General features: G+C 71.9%; 19 protein-coding genes. 9 read left to right on the top strand and 10 right to left on the bottom strand.

Annotated elements, in window-relative coordinates:
- Nucleotides 1-692, bottom strand: a 692-nt coding sequence (locus AB0C22_RS29105; RefSeq protein ID WP_357538114.1) for a hypothetical protein, incomplete at its 3' end; no start/stop codon positions are given.
- Nucleotides 693-707: 15 nt separating this feature from the next.
- Here AB0C22_RS29105 and AB0C22_RS29100 point away from each other — a divergent pair.
- From AB0C22_RS29100 to AB0C22_RS29090, 3 genes are read left to right on the top strand one after another with little or no spacing between them, the layout of a single operon-like run.
- Nucleotides 708-926, top strand: a complete 219-nt coding sequence (locus AB0C22_RS29100) for a hypothetical protein (RefSeq protein WP_219464929.1) — start codon at nucleotides 708-710, stop codon at nucleotides 924-926.
- A complete protein-coding gene (locus AB0C22_RS29095) occupies nucleotides 923-1549 on the top strand; it encodes a tetratricopeptide repeat protein (protein ID WP_219464927.1) in 627 nt (208 codons plus the stop codon). The genes AB0C22_RS29100 and AB0C22_RS29095 overlap by 4 nt, the downstream gene beginning before the upstream one ends.
- 8 nt (nucleotides 1550-1557) lie before the next feature.
- Entirely contained in the window at nucleotides 1558-2823 is a 1266-nt protein-coding gene (locus AB0C22_RS29090) for a glycosyltransferase (RefSeq protein ID WP_208567859.1), read from the top strand.
- Between the two features lie 46 nt (nucleotides 2824-2869).
- On the opposite strand, the gene AB0C22_RS29085 is transcribed toward AB0C22_RS29090, so the two are convergent.
- Both AB0C22_RS29085 and AB0C22_RS29080 read right to left on the bottom strand, forming a co-directional pair.
- Nucleotides 2870-3037 carry a hypothetical protein gene (locus AB0C22_RS29085; RefSeq protein WP_208567860.1) on the bottom strand — a complete coding sequence of 56 codons (168 nt, stop codon included), beginning with the start codon at nucleotides 3035-3037 and terminating at the stop codon, nucleotides 2870-2872.
- 230 nt (nucleotides 3038-3267) lie between these two features.
- Entirely contained in the window at nucleotides 3268-3615 is a 348-nt protein-coding gene (locus AB0C22_RS29080) for a co-chaperone GroES (RefSeq protein ID WP_208567861.1), read from the bottom strand.
- A gap of 228 nt (nucleotides 3616-3843) precedes the next feature.
- Between AB0C22_RS29080 and AB0C22_RS29075 the strand changes: the two genes are divergently transcribed.
- Complete coding sequence (locus AB0C22_RS29075; protein ID WP_308290923.1) at nucleotides 3844-5148, top strand: AI-2E family transporter; 1305 nt, start codon at nucleotides 3844-3846, stop codon at nucleotides 5146-5148.
- A 64-nt stretch (nucleotides 5149-5212) separates the two neighbouring features.
- On the opposite strand, the gene AB0C22_RS29070 is transcribed toward AB0C22_RS29075, so the two are convergent.
- Nucleotides 5213-7405, bottom strand: a complete 2193-nt coding sequence (locus tag AB0C22_RS29070) for an ATP-dependent DNA helicase (protein ID WP_219464923.1) — start codon at nucleotides 7403-7405, stop codon at nucleotides 5213-5215.
- Nucleotides 7406-7547: 142 nt separating this feature from the next.
- On the opposite strand from AB0C22_RS29070, the gene AB0C22_RS29065 reads away from it, so the two are divergent.
- Nucleotides 7548-8054 carry a DUF402 domain-containing protein gene (locus AB0C22_RS29065; protein ID WP_219464922.1) on the top strand — a complete coding sequence of 169 codons (507 nt, stop codon included), beginning with the start codon at nucleotides 7548-7550 and terminating at the stop codon, nucleotides 8052-8054.
- A gap of 48 nt (nucleotides 8055-8102) precedes the next feature.
- Here AB0C22_RS29065 and sigJ read toward each other — a convergent pair whose 3' ends face one another.
- Complete coding sequence (gene sigJ, locus AB0C22_RS29060) at nucleotides 8103-9059, bottom strand: RNA polymerase sigma factor SigJ (RefSeq protein WP_357538110.1); 957 nt, start codon at nucleotides 9057-9059, stop codon at nucleotides 8103-8105.
- 130 nt (nucleotides 9060-9189) lie between these two features.
- Between sigJ and AB0C22_RS29055 the strand changes: the two genes are divergently transcribed.
- The 3 genes from AB0C22_RS29055 (at nucleotide 9190) to AB0C22_RS29045 (ending at nucleotide 11946) form a co-directional block, all read left to right on the top strand.
- Complete coding sequence (locus tag AB0C22_RS29055; protein WP_357538108.1) at nucleotides 9190-10191, top strand: PPK2 family polyphosphate kinase; 1002 nt, start codon at nucleotides 9190-9192, stop codon at nucleotides 10189-10191.
- 119 nt (nucleotides 10192-10310) lie between these two features.
- Nucleotides 10311-10937, top strand: a complete 627-nt coding sequence (locus AB0C22_RS29050; RefSeq protein ID WP_067311399.1) for a DUF47 family protein — start codon at nucleotides 10311-10313, stop codon at nucleotides 10935-10937.
- A 4-nt stretch (nucleotides 10938-10941) separates the two neighbouring features.
- Nucleotides 10942-11946: an inorganic phosphate transporter gene (locus AB0C22_RS29045; protein ID WP_208567867.1), complete on the top strand. Its 1005-nt coding sequence runs from the start codon at nucleotides 10942-10944 to the stop codon at nucleotides 11944-11946.
- A 54-nt stretch (nucleotides 11947-12000) separates the two neighbouring features.
- Here AB0C22_RS29045 and AB0C22_RS29040 read toward each other — a convergent pair whose 3' ends face one another.
- Nucleotides 12001-12969 (bottom strand): Gfo/Idh/MocA family oxidoreductase, encoded by a 969-nt coding sequence (locus AB0C22_RS29040; protein ID WP_219464919.1) that lies wholly within the window; start codon nucleotides 12967-12969, stop codon nucleotides 12001-12003.
- A gap of 134 nt (nucleotides 12970-13103) precedes the next feature.
- Between AB0C22_RS29040 and AB0C22_RS29035 the strand changes: the two genes are divergently transcribed.
- Nucleotides 13104-14021, top strand: a complete 918-nt coding sequence (locus tag AB0C22_RS29035; RefSeq protein ID WP_357538106.1) for an NUDIX hydrolase — start codon at nucleotides 13104-13106, stop codon at nucleotides 14019-14021.
- 414 nt (nucleotides 14022-14435) lie between these two features.
- Here the strand turns inward: AB0C22_RS29035 and pstB are convergent, their stop codons facing one another.
- From pstB to pstS, 4 genes are read right to left on the bottom strand one after another with little or no spacing between them, the layout of a single operon-like run.
- Nucleotides 14436-15212: a phosphate ABC transporter ATP-binding protein PstB gene (gene pstB / locus AB0C22_RS29030; protein ID WP_357538104.1), complete on the bottom strand. Its 777-nt coding sequence runs from the start codon at nucleotides 15210-15212 to the stop codon at nucleotides 14436-14438.
- 17 nt (nucleotides 15213-15229) lie between these two features.
- Nucleotides 15230-16318, bottom strand: coding sequence for a phosphate ABC transporter permease PstA (gene pstA, locus AB0C22_RS29025; RefSeq protein ID WP_208567871.1), 1089 nt, complete (start codon nucleotides 16316-16318; stop codon nucleotides 15230-15232).
- Nucleotides 16315-17409: a phosphate ABC transporter permease subunit PstC gene (gene pstC / locus AB0C22_RS29020; RefSeq protein ID WP_219464917.1), complete on the bottom strand. Its 1095-nt coding sequence runs from the start codon at nucleotides 17407-17409 to the stop codon at nucleotides 16315-16317. The genes pstA and pstC overlap by 4 nt, the downstream gene beginning before the upstream one ends.
- 45 nt (nucleotides 17410-17454) lie before the next feature.
- A complete protein-coding gene (pstS, locus tag AB0C22_RS29015; RefSeq protein ID WP_219464916.1) occupies nucleotides 17455-18558 on the bottom strand; it encodes a phosphate ABC transporter substrate-binding protein PstS in 1104 nt (367 codons plus the stop codon).
- Nucleotides 18559-18679 lie beyond the last annotated feature (121 nt).

Raw genomic sequence — 18679 nt, 5'->3', positions numbered from 1 at the left:
CTCAGGGGCCTCAGGGCGCGGCTGGTGCGCAGGGCGCACAGGGTTTCCAGGGTGCTCAGGGCGACGCAGGTGCTCAGGGTGCGACCGGTGCTCAGGGCCCGCAGGGTGATGCAGGGGCGCAGGGTGCTCAGGGTGACACCGGTGCTCAGGGGCCTCAGGGCGCGGCTGGTGCGCAGGGCGCACAGGGTTTCCAGGGTGCTCAGGGCGACGCAGGTGCTCAGGGTGCGACCGGTGCTCAGGGGCCGCAGGGTGATGCAGGGGCGCAGGGTGCTCAGGGGCCGCAGGGCGATGCGGGCGTGCAGGGGCCGCAGGGTGTGCAGGGTCCGCAGGGTGTCGCGGGCGAGACGGGTGCCCAGGGGCCGCAGGGTGTCGCGGGTGCGGCAGGCGCGCAGGGTGCGCAGGGTTTCCAGGGCGACGCCGGCGCGCAGGGTGCTCAGGGACCGCAGGGCGATATCGGTCCACAGGGTATCCAGGGCCCCCAGGGCGTTCAGGGTGCCCAGGGCGACGTGGGCCCGCAGGGTGCTCAGGGACCGCAGGGCGACGCGGGCGTCCAGGGCGCGCAGGGCGCGCAGGGAACGGCGGGTAACGGAATTCAGGCGGCCTACATCCAGGGCCCGCTGACCGTGATCGCGGACACGCCCGTTGACTTCGGGTGTGTGCCCGGAGACATCGCTGTCGGCACCGGATACCAACTGTCGGGTGCAGGCGTGAATCCGGTGCTGATCCAGCCACTCTCGATCAGTGGCTACCAGTTCACCTTCACCGGCGGGGGTGCCGACATCTGGGTGTCCTGCATCTCGCCCAGCACCCCGCTGGCGTTTGCCCCTACCGCCGACAGGTCGGATCGGGCAACGGCGGACAGCAGCCGTACCAGCCGGCCGAACCGCAAGTCGGACCGCCCCGGTTCCGTCAAGGAGGAGAAATGAGCACACGTCAGATCCTGGGTTCACTCGCCTGTGGTGCGGTCCTGCTCGCCGGAGTCCCGGCATGCAGTGCGAAACCCGACGACAAGCCGCAGGTCAGCAGTTCCGGCAGCAGCGACAGTGCGAACGGCGGTTCCCCCACCGGAACCACTGCGGCTGATCTGTTGAAACTCGGTGTCGAGCAGGGCCAGGCCGGTGACTACGACGCGGCGAAGACCAGCTTCGAGAAGGTGCTGGCCGCCGAGGCCGACAACAAGTTCGCCTGGTTCAACCTGGGCTTCATCGCCCAGTCGCGCAACCAGGCCGACGAGGCGATCAGCAACTACGACAAGGCGTTGTCGGCCGACGGCGAATACAAGCCGGCCCTCTACAACAAGGCCATCGTCCTGGAGGGCAGTGCGCCGACGACGTCGATGGAGATCTACCGCAAGGTCGTGTCCATCGACGACAAGGCGTCGACCGCCTATCTCCGACTGGGCGTGCTGCTGTCCAAGTCCGGTGACGACGCGGCGGCGCGGGATGCCTTCAAGGCGGCCATCCGGCTGGACAAGCGGCTCACCTCTGCCGTTCCGGCCAAGTACCGGCCGGCCCCGACGGCTCGGGCCTCCACGCCGGCGGGCAGGTGACTGACCCGATGCACACACCGCGCGTCACGGTCTTCACCGGGAGCAACCGTACCCGGTTCATCGACGAGTGCTTCCGTTCGCTGGTGGCGCAGACCTTCACCGACTGGGAGTGGGTTGTCGTTCTCAACCAGGGGTCCCGGTGGCGGCCCGAGACTCACGACGATCGCATCCGGCTCATCGTCCAGGACGACCTCAATGGTGTGGGTGCCGTGAAGGGGTTCGCCTGCGCCGAGGCCGTCGGGGACATCCTGGTCGAACTCGACGACGACGATCTGCTCAGCAGCGACTGCCTGCAGGAGATCGTCGAGGCCTTCGACTCCCACCCGGAGGTGGGGTTCGTCTACAGCGACACCGCCCAGATCCAGGAGGACGGTGGTCGCTGTGAGGACCGCTTCGCGAGTTCGTTCGGCTGGCGGCACTACGACGAGAAGGTGGATGGCCGCGAGGTGCTGGTCTGCCGAGCGTTGCCGCCGACGCCGCACAACGTGAGCTACATCTGGTACGCGCCGAACCACGTGCGGGCCTTCCGTCGGGACATCTACGAGAAGGTCGGCGGATACGACGAGTCGCTCGACGTCGCGGACGACGCCGACCTGATGGCTCGGATCTACCAGGTGAGCGAGTTCCACCACATCCAGAAGTGTCTCTACCTGCAGCGCATGCACGCCAAGAACACGCAGCGCATGCCGGAGTTCAATGCCCGTATCCAGCAGCGTACGGTCGAGATCTACGACCGGAACGTCCAACACAACGCGTTGGCCTGGTCGCGGCGACAAGGACTTCTGGCACTCGACCTGGGTGCGGCCCACAACAAGCCGGAGGGCTATCTCGGCCTGGACTGTCGCGACGGGCCGGGCGTCGACCTGGTTGGCGACGTGACGAAGGGGGTCGACCTGCCGGACGGGAGCGTCGGGGTCATTCGGGCCGTGGACTTCCTGGAGCACATCCCGGACAAGATCGCGCTCTTCAACGAGCTGTACCGGTTGCTCGCCCCGAACGGGATGCTGTTGTCGCTGACCCCCAGCACCGACGGCCGGGGTGCCTACCAGGACCCGACACACGTGGCGTTCTACAACGAGAACTCGTTCTGGTATTTCACGGACGCCAACTACTCCCGTTTCGTGCCGGAGATCCGGTGCCGATTCCAGGCGTCGCGGTTGGTCACGTACTTCCCCAGCGAATGGCACCAGGCGCACAACATCCCGTACGTCTCGGCGAACCTCATCGCGATCAAGGACGACGCCCTGCGCAACGGCGGCCTGCTGAACATCTGACCCCGCGTCCCGCGCCGGCGATCGGGTCGTGCCCGGCCGGGACCGGTCAGGTCATCAGGGTGGTGAGGAAGTCGCCGAGGCCCTGGGCCATCGCCATCAGGGCCGCCCCGATCCCCTTGAACAACTGCGCCGCCCCGTCCGGGCGGAACGCCATGAAGTAGATCAGGAAGGCGACGCTGCCCCAGAGCAGCACCTTCTTCACGAGAACCGGCATCGTCCCTCCCCAGGGCACCTGGATGTGCCTGGCTTCCCGCCAGGAAGCCGGACAAACCGGGAAGCAGGCCGGGTCGGGGAGACCGCGACGAACCGGGAAGCAGGCCGGGTCGGGGAGAGCGCGACGAACCGGGAAGCAGGCCGGGTCGGGGAGAGCGCGACGAACCGGGAAGCAGGCCGGGTCGGGGGGCCGCGACGAACCGGGGAGGCCGGTCGAGCCGGTGGGCCGTCCTACAGGTAGAGGCCGGTGCTGCCGGTGGACTCGCTCTCCACCCGCTCGGCGGCGACCGCGTGCACGTCCCGCTCACGCAGCAGGACGTACCCCCGGCCGTGCAGTTCGACCTCGGAGCGGTCGTCGGGGTCGAAGAGCACCCGGTCGCCGGCCACCACGGCCCGCACGTGCGGGCCGACCCCCACGGCGGTGGCCCAGGACAGTCTCTTTCCGACGGCGGCGGTGGCCGGGATGACGATGCCTGCGGTGGAACGGCGTTCGCCCTCGCTGCCGTCCACCTTCACCAGCACCCGGTCGTGCAGCAGGCGGATCGGCAGGCCGGTGTCGAGGTTCGGGTCGACGGTCACGCCAAGACGCTACCGTGCGCTGCGGCGGCGTCCACCTGGTGGTGGAGCCGACGGGGTGCGGGCGGTGGGGTCGAGGCGGGCGCGGGTGGCTGGAGATGGTGCGGTTCGGGCAGGTTGAGCCGGTGCCGCGCGGGGCATTGGGTGGCGGAACTGCCCTACGGTGGCGGGCATCCGGGCGTACCCTGTCCGGGCCGTCGCCGTCGGTGATCCGGCGTCGTTCTTCAGGAGGTGCGCTTGAGCCGCTTCGAGCGGGTACGCGGCCGGCTCCGCCGCGCGTACGAGTCCGGACGGGAGTCGGTCCGCGCGGGGCGTGCCGACCCGGTCGACGTACCCGAGGGCGCCGCAGTGGCCACCCCCGCGTCGCCCGGCCCGCCGGCCGCCCCGTCGGCGACGGTGGTCGGGGTCGAGCCTCCGGCGGCCATGCACAACTCCACCTCCAGCCGCGACGACGCGGACGTGCCGCACGCGCTGCGGATCGCCGCCGCCTGGTCGTGGCGGTTGATCGTGATCGGCGTGGTCACCTGGGCGCTGCTGAGGATCGTCGGGACGATCAGCATCGTGGTCATCCCGCTGGCGGTGGCGCTGCTGCTCTCCGCGCTGCTCGCCCCGGCGGTGGGCTGGCTGCTGCGGGCCCGGTTCCCCCGCTCACTGGCCACCGCCGTGGTGATGGTCGGCGGGCTGGTCGCGGTCTTCGGCACGCTGACCCTGGTGGTCAACGAGTTCATCCAGGGTGTGCCGGAGCTGAGCGAGAAGTCGTCGCAGGGGGTGCGGCAGATCCAGGACTGGCTCAAGACCGGCCCGCTGCACCTGTCCGACAGCCAGCTCAACCGCTACATCGAAGAGGCGCAGACCTGGATCAACGGCAACACCGAGAAGTTCACCAGCGGGGCGCTCGCGACCGCCACCACCCTGGCCGAGCTGCTCACCGGTGCCGTCCTGGTGCTCTTCGCCACCTTCTTCTTCCTGCGTGACGGCAGCCGCATCTGGCGGTTCCTGGTCCGCCTGCTGCCGGTCGCCGCCCGGTGGAAGGTCGACGACGCCGGTCGGGCCTCCTGGGCGACGCTCGGCGCGTACGTGCGGGCCACCGTGCTGGTGGCGTTCATCGACGCGGTGGGCATCGGCATCTTCCTGGTGGTCTTCGACGTCCCGTTCGCGTTCCCGCTGGCCGCCCTGGTGTTCCTCGGGGCGTTCATTCCGATCGTCGGCGCGTTCCTCTCCGGGGTGGTGGCGGTGCTGGTGGCGCTGGTCGACAGCGGCCCGGTGACCGCCCTGATCATCCTGGGTGTGGTGATCGGTGTGCAGCAGGTCGAGGGGCACCTGCTCCAGCCGTTGATCATGGGTCGGGCGGTGGCCATCCACCCGCTCGCGGTGATCATCGGGATCGCCGCCGGGGTGGTGCTCGCCGGCATCACCGGCGCGCTGGTCGCGGTGCCGCTGATCGCGGTGCTCAACACCGCCGTCCGCCGGCTCGCCGCCCGCAGCGTGCCGGACACCCCGCCCGACGCCGTGGTGGTCGCCGCCCAGGCTCCCTGACCACAGACCGACGACACCCCGGCAGCCGCCCGTTCCCCTGTGGGGGCGGGCGGCTGTCGCGTGGTCAGAGCTTGGCGAGGCGCTCCAAGGCGCCCTGGGCGACCTCGGGCCGGGTGGTGTACCAGAACGGTGGGAGGGAGCGGCGCAGGAACGGGCCGTAGCCGCGCGCCGTCTCCAGCCGCGAGTCGAGCACCGCCACCACCCCCCGGTCGCCGGTGGCCCGGATCAGCCGACCCACGCCCTGGGCCAGCCGGACCGCGGCGATCGGCACGCTGACCGCCGAGAAGCCGGAACCGCCGCCCGCGTCCACCGCCGCCGCCCGCGCCGCCGCCAGCGGCTCGTCGGGGCGCGGGAAGGGTAGCCGGTCGATCACCACGAGCTGGCACGCGTCGCCCGGCACGTCCACCCCCTGCCAGAGCGACATCACCCCGAACAGGCAGCTCGACCGATCCTCGCGGAACCGGCGCACCAGCAGCGGCAACGCCTCCTCGCCCTGGAGCAGCACCGGCAGGTCGGTGCGCGCCCGGACCAGCTCCGCGGCCTGCTGCGCGGCCCGCCGGGAGGAGAACAATCCGAGGGTACGACCACCGAGCGCGCCGACCAGCCGCAGCAACTCCTCGCCGGCCGCCTCGGGCAGCCCGGAGACGCTGGGCCGGGGCAGGTGCGCGGCGACGTACAGGATGCCCTGCCGGGCGTAGTCGAACGGTGAGCCGACGTCGAGGGACGACCAGCCCGGCCCCGACGTGGCCGGTACGACGCCGGTGGCGGCCCGGCTGCCCGGTGTGGTGGCGACCCCACCGGCCTGGAGTGCGGCGGACGCGGTGCCCCCCGGGACGACGCCGGTCGACCGGCCGGCGGCGGCGGTGGCCAACGCGGCGGCGGCCGGGGACGGTGGGGCGGGCGGCGGCGCGTCCAGGCCCAACGCCCGGGCCACCGTGTCGAACCGGCCGCCCAGCGCCAGGGTCGCCGAGGTGGCGACCACGGTGCGCTCGTCGTACAGGTGGGTGGCGAGGGTGCCGGCGACCGACAGCGGCGCGACCACCAGCGCCCGGCGGCTGCCGTTGTCCGGCTTCTCCACCCAGGCCACGTCGTGGTCACCCTCCTCCAGCAGCCGCTGCGCGGTGGTCGACAGCTCGTCGAGCACCGCCTTGGCCTGCTGCTTACGGACCGGGTCCGGGTCGTCGGCCTTGACGTCGCCGATCGCGTCGAGCGCGGCCCGGGTGGCCGCGTCGAGCAACGTGCACGCCTCGCGCAACGGGCCGGGCAGCCCACCGGTGAGCCGACCGGCGGGTGCCTCGGCCAGCCCGACGGCGAGCGCGTCACCGGCCTCGGTGAGCCGGTCGGCGACGTCCGGTCGCAGCAGCGGGCGGGCCCGCCGGGCGGACCGGTCGATCAGCTCCGGCACCAGCTCGGCCTGCGCGGCCGAGGAGACCCGGTCGGCCAGCTCGTGCGCCTCGTCGACGATCAGCAGCTTGTGCGGCGGGACGATGTGCCGGCCGGCCAGCATGTCCACCGCGAGCAGGCTGTGGTTGGTGACCACCACGTCGGCCTCCCGGGCGCGGGCCCGGGACGCCTCGGCGAAGCACTCCTGGCCGAACGGGCAGCGGGACGCCCCCACGCACTCGCGGGCGGGCATCGAGACCAGCCGCCACGCCTGGTCGTCGACCCCCGGGTCCAGCTCGTCCCGGTCGCCGGTGTCGGTCTTCTCGGCCCAGTCGCGCAGCCGTTGGATCTGCTTGCCCATCCGGCCGGCCTCGCCGAGCCACTTCGTCCCGCCGGCGGGACGGGCGGCGGGGGCGTCGAAGAGGGTGTCCTCCGGCTCGTCCTCGGTGGAGTTGTCCAACCGGGCCAGGCAGAGGTAGTGGTGCCGGCCCTTGAGCACGGCGAAGGTGGGACGGCGACCGAGCAGCGGCTCGACCGCGTCGGCGAGCCGGGGCAGGTCGTGCTCGACCAGCTGGGACTGCAACGCCAGGGTGGCGGTGGAGACCACCACCGGCCCGTCCACGGTCAACGCCGGGGCCAGGTAGGCAAGCGACTTTCCGGTGCCGGTGCCCGCCTGCACCAGCAGGTGCTCGCGGGCGGCGACGCTGCGCTCGATCGCCTCGGTCATCTGCTGCTGGCCCGGCCGGGTCGCGCCGCCGGGGACCGCGCCGACCGCCGCCGCGAGCAGTTCGGTGCCGCTCGGTCGGCCACCGCGCCGTCGGCCGGAGCGGGCCGACGGGGTGCTGGGGCCGGCGGCGGTACGGGGCGGAGTCACCGTGCGACGGTACCCGCCGCCGCCGACAGTGGACGCGCCGCTGCCCCCCCCGCGTGGCGCGGTCACCGTCCGGATTGTCGCCACCCCGTACCGGTCAATTCCCTACGGCGACGAGTGGGTGGAATCGGCTAGGGTGCGACTCATGCCGAGCGACACGATCCGTGTGATCTACCGCAAGTACGACGGCAGCGCCCACCGTGACTACCCGGCCCGCCGGCTGGCCGAGGACGACCTCGGGGTGTGGCTGGGGGTGACCGAGGGCACCGAGTCGGTCTACCACGGCCGCCCCTCGGTGGAGCGGATCCCCTTCGTCCTGCTGGTGCCGCACCGGGCCTGGTGGACGGGGATGTTCAACCCGCCGCCACGGACCAGCGAGGTCTACTGCGACATCGCCACCCCGGCCCGCTGGGAGGGCGACGACACCGTGCACCTGATCGACCTCGACCTGGACGTGGTGCGCCGCCGGGGCACCGGGCTGGTGGAGTTGCGCGACGAGGACGAGTTCGCCGAGCACCGGGTCCGGTTCGGCTATCCGGACGAGGTGGTGGCGCAGGCCCAGGCGGCGGCGGCCCGGCTGCTCACCGCTCTCGGTGACGGCACCGAGCCGTTCGCCTCGGCGTACCGGAAGTGGCTGGCCCTGGTGGTCTGATCCGGGGCGGGCTGGTCCGCCCGGGGCCGGTCGGTCGACGGGGGCGGGTCACCAGCGCGGTGGCCAGGTGGCGTCGGGGGCCAGCTTGGGCAGCCGGGGGAGCTTGTCCGGGTTGAGCTGGTGGAACAGGCCGGTGACCCGGCCGTCGTGCACGGCGAACCCGGTGACCATCCGCAGCAGCCGGCCGTCGGGCTGGACCGTCTCCAGGTGCAGGCCGAGCACCCCGTCGACCAGCACCGGCGCGGCGCGCAGGCGTTGGCCGTACCGGCCGGCCCGGGCGAAGAGGCCGAGCAGGAAGCGGGCCACCGGGTCGACGCCGACGATCGGTCGCCGGGCCGTCGGGAAGTGCCCGCCGCTGTCGCCGATCAGCACCACGTCCGGGGCGAGGACCCGGACGAGCGCGTCGAGGTCGCCGGATTCGGTCGCGGCGGCGAAGGCGGCGAGCACCCGGCGTTGCTCGGCGGGGTCGGCGGTGTGCCGGGGCACGTCGTCGGCGGTGACCGCCCTACGGGCCCGGGAGGCGTGCTGGCGGGCCGCCTCGGGGGTGCTCGCCAGCACCTCGGCGATCCGGGCGAACGGCACCGCGAACACGTCGTGCAGGACGAAGGCGACCCGCTGCTCGGGGCTGAGCCGTTCCAGGACGACCAGCAGGGCGGTGCCGACCTGGTCGCGCCGGACGGCCCGGTCGGCCGGGTCGGGGGCGAAACCGTCCGGTCCCGGCACGCCACCGCCCAGCGGGGTGACCACCGGCTCCGGCAACCACTGCCCCGGGTACGTCTCGCGGCGGACCCGGGCCGAGCGGAGCACGTCGAGGCAGATCCGGGCGCAGGTGGTGGTGAGCCAGCCGCCCAGGTGCCTGATCTCGGCCCGGTCGGCCGGGTCGGCGAGCGCCCCCGAGTACCGCAGCCAGGTTTCCTGGACGGCGTCCTCCGCCTCGCTGCGGCTGCCGAGCATCCGGTACGCCACCGCGGTGAGCCGCCCGCGTTCGGCCTCGAACTCCGTCACCAGGTCCACCGTCACCACAACCTCCCCGGGGTCGAGCGGATTCTCCCCCACCCACCGGACGGGCCGGCGGCGGCGGATGTGACACCGCGCCCGGGAGGCGGTGGGTGCGGTGGTGGGCGAGGATCGGGGGATGCGCGCAGACGAGCAGACGGAGATCGTCGCACCCGAGGGTGGGACGGTGCGGGAGTTGTTGCGGGTGCCCTCCGGCGACGGACCGGTCGACCTGGGGGCGGTCGACCCCCGGTCCACCCCGGGTCTGCCGGCGGCGGCGGGCGGGGGGAAGGACCGTAAGCCCTGGGCCCGCCGGCAGGTCGAGCTGATCGGTGCCGGGTTGGCCCGGCAGCAGGAGATGCTCTTCGCCACCGCCAAGGCGGCCGGTGAGCCGGACGCGCCCACCTCGGCTCCGACCGGTGGCGGGTCGAAGCTGCGGCCGGGGCGGCCGAGGCGGCTGCTGCTGGTGCTCCAGGCGATGGACTGCGGGGGCAAGGACGGCACCGTGAAGCGGGTGGCCGGCGCGATGAACCCGCTCGGCCTGCACATCCGGTCCTTCGGCCCGCCGACCCGGCAGGAGCTGCGGCACGACTTCCTGTGGCGGATCCGCCGGGCGCTGCCCCCACCCGGGTACGTCGGCGTCTTCAACCGGTCGCACTACGAGGACGTGCTGGTGGCCCGGGTCGACGCCCTGGTGCCGGAGGAGACCTGGCGGGCCCGGTACGACCGGATCAACGCCTTCGAGCGGGAGCTGACCGACGGCGGGGTGACCCTGGTGAAGGTGATGCTGCACATCTCCCCGCAGGAGCAGGCGCGGCGGTTGGCGGATCGGTTGACCGACCCGACGAAGTTCTGGAAGTACCAGCCGAGCGATCTCGACTCCCGGGCCCGCTGGGGCGACTACCAGGCCGCGTACGCGGAGGCGTTGGGGCGGTGCGACACGGATGCCGCGCCGTGGTTCCTGGTGCCGGCGGACCGTAAGTGGTACCGGGACTGGGCGGTGGCGCATCTGCTGCGGGAGACGTTCGAGGGTCTTGATCTGGGGTATCCCGCTGCGGCTTTCGACGTGGAGCGGGAGCGCCAGCGGTTGGCGAGTGGCGGCGGTGGCGGCCGAGGTGAACAGCAGATGAACGAGCGGTGAATCGGGTCTGACCAGGGGTGGGCCGACGGAGGCCCACTCCGGTGGGGTACCTAGCATGCTTCAGCGGGCGCCCCCTGGGGCGGCGGCCACCCTTCCACCGACACGACGAGGTCCGTGCTGTGAAGTTTTCCTTCCGTCCCACCGAGGGCGCTTTCTACGAGCTCTTCACCAGGGCCGCGCAGAATCTGGTGAAGGGCACCGAGCTGCTCAACGAGCTGGCCCTGCCCGGCGTCGACGTGCAGTCGGTCAGCGAGCGGCTGACCGAGGTCGAGCACGACAGCGACCAGATCACCCACGATCTCTACAAGAAGATCAACTCCACCTTCATCACCCCGTTCGACCGGGAGGACATCTACCGGCTGGGCTCGCTGCTCGACGACGTGATGGACCACCTGGAGGCGGTCGGCAACCTGCTCTACCTCTACGGCCTCACCAAGCTCCCGTCGCTGCCGCGCGAGCTGCACGAGCTGGTCAACGTGCTCGACCTCCAGGCGAAGCTGACCGCCGAGGCGATGCCCCGGCTCAAGTCGATGAAGGATCTCGAGGACTACTGGATCGAGTGCAACCGGCTGGAGAACGACGGCGACCAGGCGTACCGGATGCTGCTGGTCCGGCTCTTCTCCGGCGAGTACGACGCGCTGACCGTGCTGAAGATGAAGGAGGTCGCCGACGAGTTGGAGGCCGCCTGCGACGCCTTCGAGCACGTGGCGAACACCGTCGAGACCATCGCGGTCAAGGAGTCCTGATCCTGTGAGTCCCGAACTCATCGCCGTGCTGGCGGTGATCGCGGTGGCCCTGGCGTTCGACTACACCAACGGCTTCCACGACGCCGCCAACGCGATCGCGACAAGCGTCTCCACCCGGGCGCTGACCCCCCGGCTCGCCCTGGGCCTGGCCGCGGTCGGCAACTTCGTCGGCGCGCACTTCGGTGCCGGCGTGGCCAAGACCGTCGGCGACGGCCTGGTCACCCTGCCCACCGGGGTGGGCAGCCTCGGAGTGGTCTTCGCCGGGGTGCTCGGTGCCATCGCCTGGAACCTGATCACCTGGTACTTCGGCCTGCCCTCGTCGTCCTCGCACGCGCTGTTCGGCGGGTTGGTCGGGGCGACCCTGCTCTCCACCGGCGGTGTGGTGCAGTGGGTCACCATCGGCGAGAAGGTCATCCTGCCGATGGTCCTGTCGCCGATCGTCGGCCTCACCCTCGGTTACCTGCTGATGCTGGCCATCCTGTGGGCGTTCCGCAAGGGGCAGCCGGGCAAGCTCAACCGGGGCTTCCGCTGGGCGCAGACCGCCTCGGCGGCGGCCATGTCGGTCGGCCACGGCATGCAGGACGCCGCGAAGACCATGGGCATCGTGGTGCTGGCCCTCTACACGGGCGGTTTCCAGGACGACAAGACGCACATCCCGGGCTGGGTCTTCTGGACCTCGGCGACGATGCTGGCGCTCGGCACGTACGCCGGTGGGTGGCGGATCATCCGGACCCTCGGTCGCAAGATCATCGACCTGGGCCCGCCGGAGGGCTTCGCCGCCGAGACGGTGGCCAGCGCGGTGCTCTACTTCAACGCCCTGGTGCTCAAGGCCCCGATCTCCACCACCCACACGATCACCTCCGCGATCATGGGGGTGGGCGCCACCAAGCGGCTCTCCGCCGTGCGCTGGAACGTGGCCGGCAACATCGTGCTCGCCTGGATCATCACCTTCCCGGCCGCCGCGCTGATCGCCTGCCTCACCTACCTGGTGGTCCGCCCGCTGTTCTGACCGCCGTCGCCGAGGGGCGCCCCGGTCCCGGGGTGCCCCTCGGCGACGCCGTGCTCAGGCGTAGTCGACGCCGATCCGGGCCCGGATGTCGTCCAGCAGGGCCATCACCTCCAGGGTGACCGCGTGCGGCACGAGCGGGCTCTCGGTCAGCCCGGCGGCCAGGCAACGCTGCACCTCGGCGGCCTCGTACTGGTAGCCGCCGCCGGCCGGGTCGTCGGTGAGCGTCTCCGGCTCGGCCCCGGCCCGGTGCAGCACCGCCGACCCGGGGCGGAAGAACGGCTCGGGCAGTTCGATCCGGCCGGTGGTGCCGGTGATCGCGGCGGTCAGCGGGGTCGCCCCCACCATGCCGCAGCCGAGCGTGGCGACCGCACCCGAGTCGTACCCGAAGACGATGCCGGTGTTCTCGTCCACCCCCTCCGGGCTGAGCTTCGCCCAGGCATGCACGTGCTGCGGCGCACCGAGCAGCAGGTGGGCCAGGCTCACCGGATAGACGCCCAGGTCCAGCAGGGCGCCGCCGCCCAGCACCGGATTGCGCATCCGGTGCTCCGGCGGGAACGGCCCGGCCACCCCGAAGTCGGCCCGCACACCGGTCACCTCGCCGATCGCCCCGGCCCGGACCAGCTCGACCAGGCGCAGGATCAGCGGGTTGGTCCGCATCCACATGGCCTCCATCAGGAAGACCCCCCGGGCCCGCGCCAGGTCGACCAGCTCGGTGCTGGTGGCCAGGTCGAGGGTGAACGGTTTCTCCAGCAGCACCGCCCGCCCGGCCTCCAGGCAGACCCGGGCGGCCTCGTGGTGGGCGGCGTGCGGGGTGGCCACGTAGATCGCGTCCAGCTCGTCGTCGGCGGCCAGCTCCGCCCAGGAGCCGTACGCCCGGCCGGCGCCGTACCGGGTGGCGAACCGCTCGGCGCTCTCCGTCGTCCGTGAGCCGACCGCGACCAGCTCGGCCCCGGGCACCAGCCGTAGGTCCTCGGCGAACCGGCCGGCGATGTGGCCGGTGGACAGAATCCCCCAACGTGTCATGGGTTCACGCTAACCCGCCGCCCAGGCCGGCCCGCCGCCACTGTCCGGCCCGGTCGCTGGCCCGCCCGGCGGCGGCGTACCACCGGGGGTCGTCGGCCCCGGGGTGGTCGGTGTGTCGGGGCTAGGCTCGGCCCATGACGATCGACAGTCCCGGTTTTCCCGCCCCGCCGGCCCTGGTCGAGCACGCCCGTCGGTTCCACGCCGAGGGGGCCACCCCGGTGACGCCCCGGGTCGCGGCCACCGTGCTGCTGCTCCGCCCGGCCGGCACCGACTTCGAGGTGTACGTCATCCGCCGGGTCGCCGCGATGGCCTTCGGCGGGGTGTACGCCTTCCCCGGCGGTGGCGTCGACCCGTCGGACTCCGAGGCGCACCTGGACTGGGCCGGCCCCGATCCGGCGGCCTGGGCGGGACGGCTGGGCGTCACTCCCGACGCCGCGCAGGCGGTGGTGTGCGCCGCCGCACGGGAGGTCTTCGAGGAAGCCGGCGTGCTGCTGGCCGGACCCGGCGGCGGCCCGGTGACCGGCGACGTCGGCGGTTCGGTGGTGGGCGACGTCAGCGGGGACGACTGGGAGACCGCGCGGCAGGATCTGGAGGCACGTCGACGGGGCTTCGCCGGGCTGCTCGCCGAGCGGCAGCTCACCCTCCGGTCCGACCTGCTGCTGCCCTGGAGCCGGTGGATCACTCCGGAGTTCGAGCCGCGTCGCTTCGACACGTACTTCTTCGTTGCTCTGCTGCCCGAGGGGCAGCGGACCCGGGACGTCTCCGGCGAGGCCGACCACACCATGTGGGTCCGCCCGGCGGACGCCCTGGCCCGCGCACGGGCCGGTGAGCTGACCATGCTCCCGCCGACCCTGGTCACCCTGGCCGAGGTGGCCGCCGCTGCTGCCGACGGCGCTGCCGGTGCCGGTGCCGGCACCGGTGCTGCCGTCGGTGATGGTGCCCGTTGCATTGCTGCGGTGGCGCGTGCCTCGGCGGCCCGGGACGCGGCCACCCCGGTGACCCCCCGCCTCCACATCCCCGAGGACGGTACCCCGCACTTCACCCTCGCCTGACCCGGCCACGTTCCGCGTCGGGCGGGCGGTCCAGCGGCTGCCGACCTCCACCGCAGCTGGTCGGTGTGGGCCAGTCTGCTCCGGTCGGTGCGGGTCGGTGCCGCTGTGCCCCGCCGCAGCTGGTGCCGCTGCGCCTCCACCCCGTGTAGGTCCACCTCGGGCCCTTTCGAGCTGATGACGCTGGCGGCTCACCAGCACCGCCGGTGCGGGCATTTCGCCATGGCACCGGGGCGGGACCCTCGTCAGGGGTGGTACCGGTGACGTCGCCGGGCGGGTGAATCGTCGACGTCATCAGCTCGACAGGGCCCGAAGGAGTGTTCCGAGACCCCCGCCCCACTGCGGCGGTCGCCCCCGCAGGGACTCCCACCCCCGCACGCCCCACCCCGACCCCCGGGCGCAGCGGAGCGGCCGGGGTCAGCCGAAGCGGCCGGTGATGTAGTCCTCGGTCTTCTTCTGGCTGGGGTTGCTGAAGATCTTCTGGGTGTTGTCGTACTCGATGAGCCGGCCGGGGTCGCCGGTCTTCTCGATCGAGAAGAAGGCGGTGCGGTCGGAGACCCGGGCCGCCTGCTGCATGTTGTGGGTGACGATGATGATGGTGAACTTGTCCTTGAGCTGGAACATCAGGTCCTCGATGGCCAGCGTCGAGATCGGGTCCAGCGCCGAGCAGGGCTCGTCCATCAGCACCACCTGCGGCTCGACCGCGATGGTCCGGGCGATGCACAGCCGCTGCTGCTGACCACCGGACAGGCCCGCGCCGGGCTTGCCGAGGCGGTCCTTGACCTCGTCCCACAGGTTCGCCGCGCGCAGCGCCTTCTCGGCGGACTCGTCCAGGATGGACTTCTTGCGCACCCCGTTGAGCCGCAGCCCGGCCACCACGTTCTCGAAGATGCTCATGGTGGGGAACGGGTTCGGTCGCTGGAACACCATGCCGATCATGCGGCGGACGGCGGTCACGTCGACGTCGCGGTCGTAGACGTCCTGACCGTCGATGGTCAGGCTGCCCTCGACCCGGGCGCCCGGCAGCACCTCGTGCATCCGGTTGATCGACCGCAGGAAGGTCGACTTGCCGCAGCCGGACGGGCCGATCAGGGCGGTGACCGTCTTCGGCTCGACCGTCAGGTTGATGTTCTCGATCGCCTTGAAACCGCCGTAGTAGGCGGTCACGTCGGTGGCGTCGATGCGCTTGGCCATGGTGGTACCTCCGGGGTTCATCGGCCGAGCCGGTTGCGGCGGGCCAGCAGCTTCGCGGCGACGGTGAGCACGAGCACGAGGACGACCAGGGTCAACGCCGCCGTCCAGGCCCGTGCCGGTGAGTACTTCGACGCCTCGCCGGCCTGCTGGTAGACGAACAGGGCCAGCGACGACTGGTTGTTCTCGAACGGGTTGAAGTTGATCGCCGCACCACCACCGGCGACGAGCAGCACCGGGGCGGTCTCCCCGGCGGCCCGCGCGATGGAGAGCATGATGCCGGTGACGATGCCGGGCAGCGCGGTGGGCAGCACCACCCGCAGGATGGTCTTCCACTTGGGTACGCCGAGGGCGTACGCCCCCTCGCGCAGCGGCGCGGGGACCAGCCGCAGCATCTCCTCGGTGGAGCGGACCACCGTCGGCAGCATCAGCACGCTCAACGCGAGCGCGGCGGCGAAGCCGGAGAAACCGGGCTGGCCGTCGTTGAACCACGGGGACACGATCAGCACCCAGAAGGCCAGTACGAACAGGCCGGTGACGATGGACGGGATGCCGGTCATCACGTCGACGAAGAACCGGATGGTGAAGGCGAACCGGCCCCGCCCGTACTCGACGATGTAGATCGCGCAGAGCACGCCGAGCGGGACGGTGATCGCGGTGGCGATGCCGACCTGCTCCAGGGTGCCGACGATGGCGTGGTACGCGCCGCCGTTGGCGTCGCGGGCCCCGATGTTGTTCATCGAGCTGCCGAAGAAGTCGCCGTCGAGCCGGGCGGTGCCCTTGCTGAACAGCGTCCACACCACCGAGGCCAGCGGCAGCACGGCCAGCACCAGGGCGGAGTGGATCAGGGCGCTCCAGAACCGGTTGCGGGCCGACCGGCGGCCCTCCACCGCGTTGGCGGCGGCGAACAGGCCGGCCAGGTAGAGCAGCGCGCCGAGCACCACGACCAGGACGGGGCCGCCGAGGTCGACGCCGTAGACGAGGCCGGCGGAGACCAGCAGGGCCAGCACCGCCAGGGCGGGGGCGGCGTATCCGGGCAGGCGTTTCGCCCGCAGGCTGTCCGGCTGGGCCGGTGGGCGGGAACGGCGGGGGGTGAGCGTGGTGGTCATGCGGCCGACTCCGTGAACTCGCGGCGGCGGTAGATGATCGCCCGCGCGGTGATGTTGACGACCAGCGTGATGGCGAAGAGCACCAGGCCGGACGCGATGAGCGCACCCCGGCCGGTCTCGTTGGCCTCCGCGAACCGGTTGGCGATGTTCGCGGCGATGCTGTTGCCGCCGTTGGCGAGGATGTTGAACGAGATGGCGTACGTCGAGCCAAGGGTGAGCGCGAGCGCGATGGTCTCGCCGAGCGCCCGGCCGAGGCCGAGCATGACGGCGGCGATGATGCCGGGCCGGCCGTACGGCAGGACCGCCGTGCGCAGCATCTCCCAGCGGGTGGCCCCCAGCGCGATGGCGGCCTCCTCGTTGGCGGTCGGGGTCTGGAGGAACACCTCGCGGGAGAGTGAGGTGATGATCGGCAGCACCATGATCGCCAGGACGAGGGACCCGAGCAGGATCGAGTTGCCGTACGGGCCGTCGCCGAAGATCGGGATCCAGCCGAAGTACCGGTTCAGCCAGGCCGACAGGTCGGCGACCGGCCCGACCAGGTAGTCCCGCCCCCACAGGCCGAACACCACGCTCGGCACGGCGGCCAGCAGGTCGATCACGAAGCCCAGGGCGGTGCCGAGCCGCCGCGGCGCGTAGTGCGACAGGTAGAGGGCGATGCCCAGCGCCACCGGCACCGCGACCAGCAGGGCCAGCAGCGCGGTGAGCAGGGTGCCGAAGGCGAGCGCGCCGATGCCGAACGTGGGTGGATCGTCGTTGGGGAACCAGCCCTCGAAGGTCCAGAAGTTCGCACTGTTGGCCCGCAGCGCCGGCACGGCCTTGGCGACCAGGAAGACCGCGATGGCCGCGATGACGACCAGCACGGTGACACCGGCGGCCAGGGTCACGCCACGGAACGCCCGTTCCGCGCCGAACGCGCGGGCCCGGGGCAGCCCGCCGCCCCCGCCCAGGCCGTGGTCGTCGTCGTGGGGGGTACGGGTGCTGACTGGTGCCTCGGCCACACGCGCCGAGGCACCGGCGGACCGCTCGTGACCCTGGGTCACGGCATGCCCACCGGTGCCGGCGTGTGCCGAGCGGTGAGGGGTTTCACCCATCTGCTCGCTCGCTTCGACTTGAGGAGGTGTTGTCGCTCGGGAGGGTCAGCCGAGGTTCTTGACTGCGGTCTCGACCTTGGTGCGGACCGAGTCGGGCAGCGGGGCGTAGCCCAGCTCCACCAGCTCGGCCTGGCCCTCGGTGCTGGCGGCGTGGCCCAGCAGGCCCTTGACCAGCGGCAGCTTGTCGGCGGCGAGGCCCTTGCTGCAGACGATCTCGTAGGTCACCAGGACGATCGGGTACGCCCCGGCCTCCTTGGTGGCGTAGTCGATCGACATCTTGAGGTCGTCGCCCTGGCCCTCGATCTTGGCCCCGGCGATGGTCTTGCCGGCCGACTCGGCGGTCAGCTCGGCGTACTCGCCGGCACCGTTCTGCACCTTGGCCTTCTTGAGGCCGGAGTTCTCGGCGTACGACCACTCGACGTAGCTGATCGTGCCCTCGGTGCTCTTGACCTTGGCGGCGACACCGTCGGACTTGGGGGCGCCGAGCCCGCCCGGGGCCTTCCACGCCTTGTTGTTGCCGAAGGTCCAGTCCGTCGCGGCGGTCTTCGACAGGAACTTGGTGAAGTTGTCGGTGGTGCCCGACTCGTCGGAGCGGTGCACCGTCTGGATCGCGGTGGAGGGGAGCGTGGCGTTCGGGTTGTCGGCCTTGATCGCCGGGTCGTCCCACTTGGTGACCTTGCCGGCGAAGATCTGCGCCAGGGTGGCCGGCTTGAGCTGGAGGTTGTCCAGGCCGCCGACGTTGTAGACGACCGCGACCGGGCCGATCACCATCGGCAGGTTGAGTGCCGCGCCGCCGGTGCACTTGGCGTCGGCCTGCGGCTGCTCCTCCGGCTTGAGGGCGGAGTCGGAGCCGGCGAAGTCGGCGGTGCCGGCGATGAACGCCTGGATGCCCGCGCCGGAGCCGCTGGCCTCGTAGTTGATCGTGGTGCCGGCGCACTTCTGCTGGTAGGCCTTGATCCACTCGGCCATGGCGTTCTTCTGCGCGGAGGAGCCCTGCGCGTTCAGGGTGCCCTTGCCACAGTCGGCCGCGCTGGCCGAGCCGGAGGCGGAGGCGCTGGCCGGCTCGTTGTTGTCCGAGCCGCAGGCGCTGAGGCCGAGGACCGCGGTAAGAGCGAGGCAGGCAATGGCGCCGTGCCGCTGGAGCTTCACCTGAGGGGTTTCCCTTCACGTCTTTGGTCAGGTCGCCCGGATTGGGGCCCGAGTGCCGGCGCGCTGACCGGCTGACACGAAAGCTAGAAGTGCCAGGTAGACGGTTCGCCGGTCGGAAGTG

Origin of the sequence: Micromonospora sp. NPDC048894, from assembly GCF_040649765.1 — a bacterium.
Taxonomy (GTDB): Bacteria; Actinomycetota; Actinomycetes; order Mycobacteriales; family Micromonosporaceae; genus Micromonospora; species Micromonospora antibiotica.
Note: the sequence above shows the minus strand (reverse complement) of the source record. Positions and strands in the feature narration are given on the sequence as shown.

Coding starts and splice junctions, on each gene's coding strand:
- pstA (WP_208567871.1), bottom strand. CDS start 16,318: ATGACCACCACGCTCACCCCCCGCCGTTCCCGCCCACCGGCCCAGCCG.
- pstC (WP_219464917.1), bottom strand. CDS start 17,409: ATGGGTGAAACCCCTCACCGCTCGGCACACGCCGGCACCGGTGGGCAT.
- AB0C22_RS29055 (WP_357538108.1), top strand. CDS start 9,190: ATGCGCGCAGACGAGCAGACGGAGATCGTCGCACCCGAGGGTGGGACG.
- AB0C22_RS29085 (WP_208567860.1), bottom strand. CDS start 3,037: ATGCCGGTTCTCGTGAAGAAGGTGCTGCTCTGGGGCAGCGTCGCCTTC.
- AB0C22_RS29095 (WP_219464927.1), top strand. CDS start 923: ATGAGCACACGTCAGATCCTGGGTTCACTCGCCTGTGGTGCGGTCCTG.
- AB0C22_RS29065 (WP_219464922.1), top strand. CDS start 7,548: ATGCCGAGCGACACGATCCGTGTGATCTACCGCAAGTACGACGGCAGC.
- AB0C22_RS29040 (WP_219464919.1), bottom strand. CDS start 12,969: ATGACACGTTGGGGGATTCTGTCCACCGGCCACATCGCCGGCCGGTTC.
- pstB (WP_357538104.1), bottom strand. CDS start 15,212: ATGGCCAAGCGCATCGACGCCACCGACGTGACCGCCTACTACGGCGGT.
- AB0C22_RS29090 (WP_208567859.1), top strand. CDS start 1,558: ATGCACACACCGCGCGTCACGGTCTTCACCGGGAGCAACCGTACCCGG.
- AB0C22_RS29035 (WP_357538106.1), top strand. CDS start 13,104: ATGACGATCGACAGTCCCGGTTTTCCCGCCCCGCCGGCCCTGGTCGAG.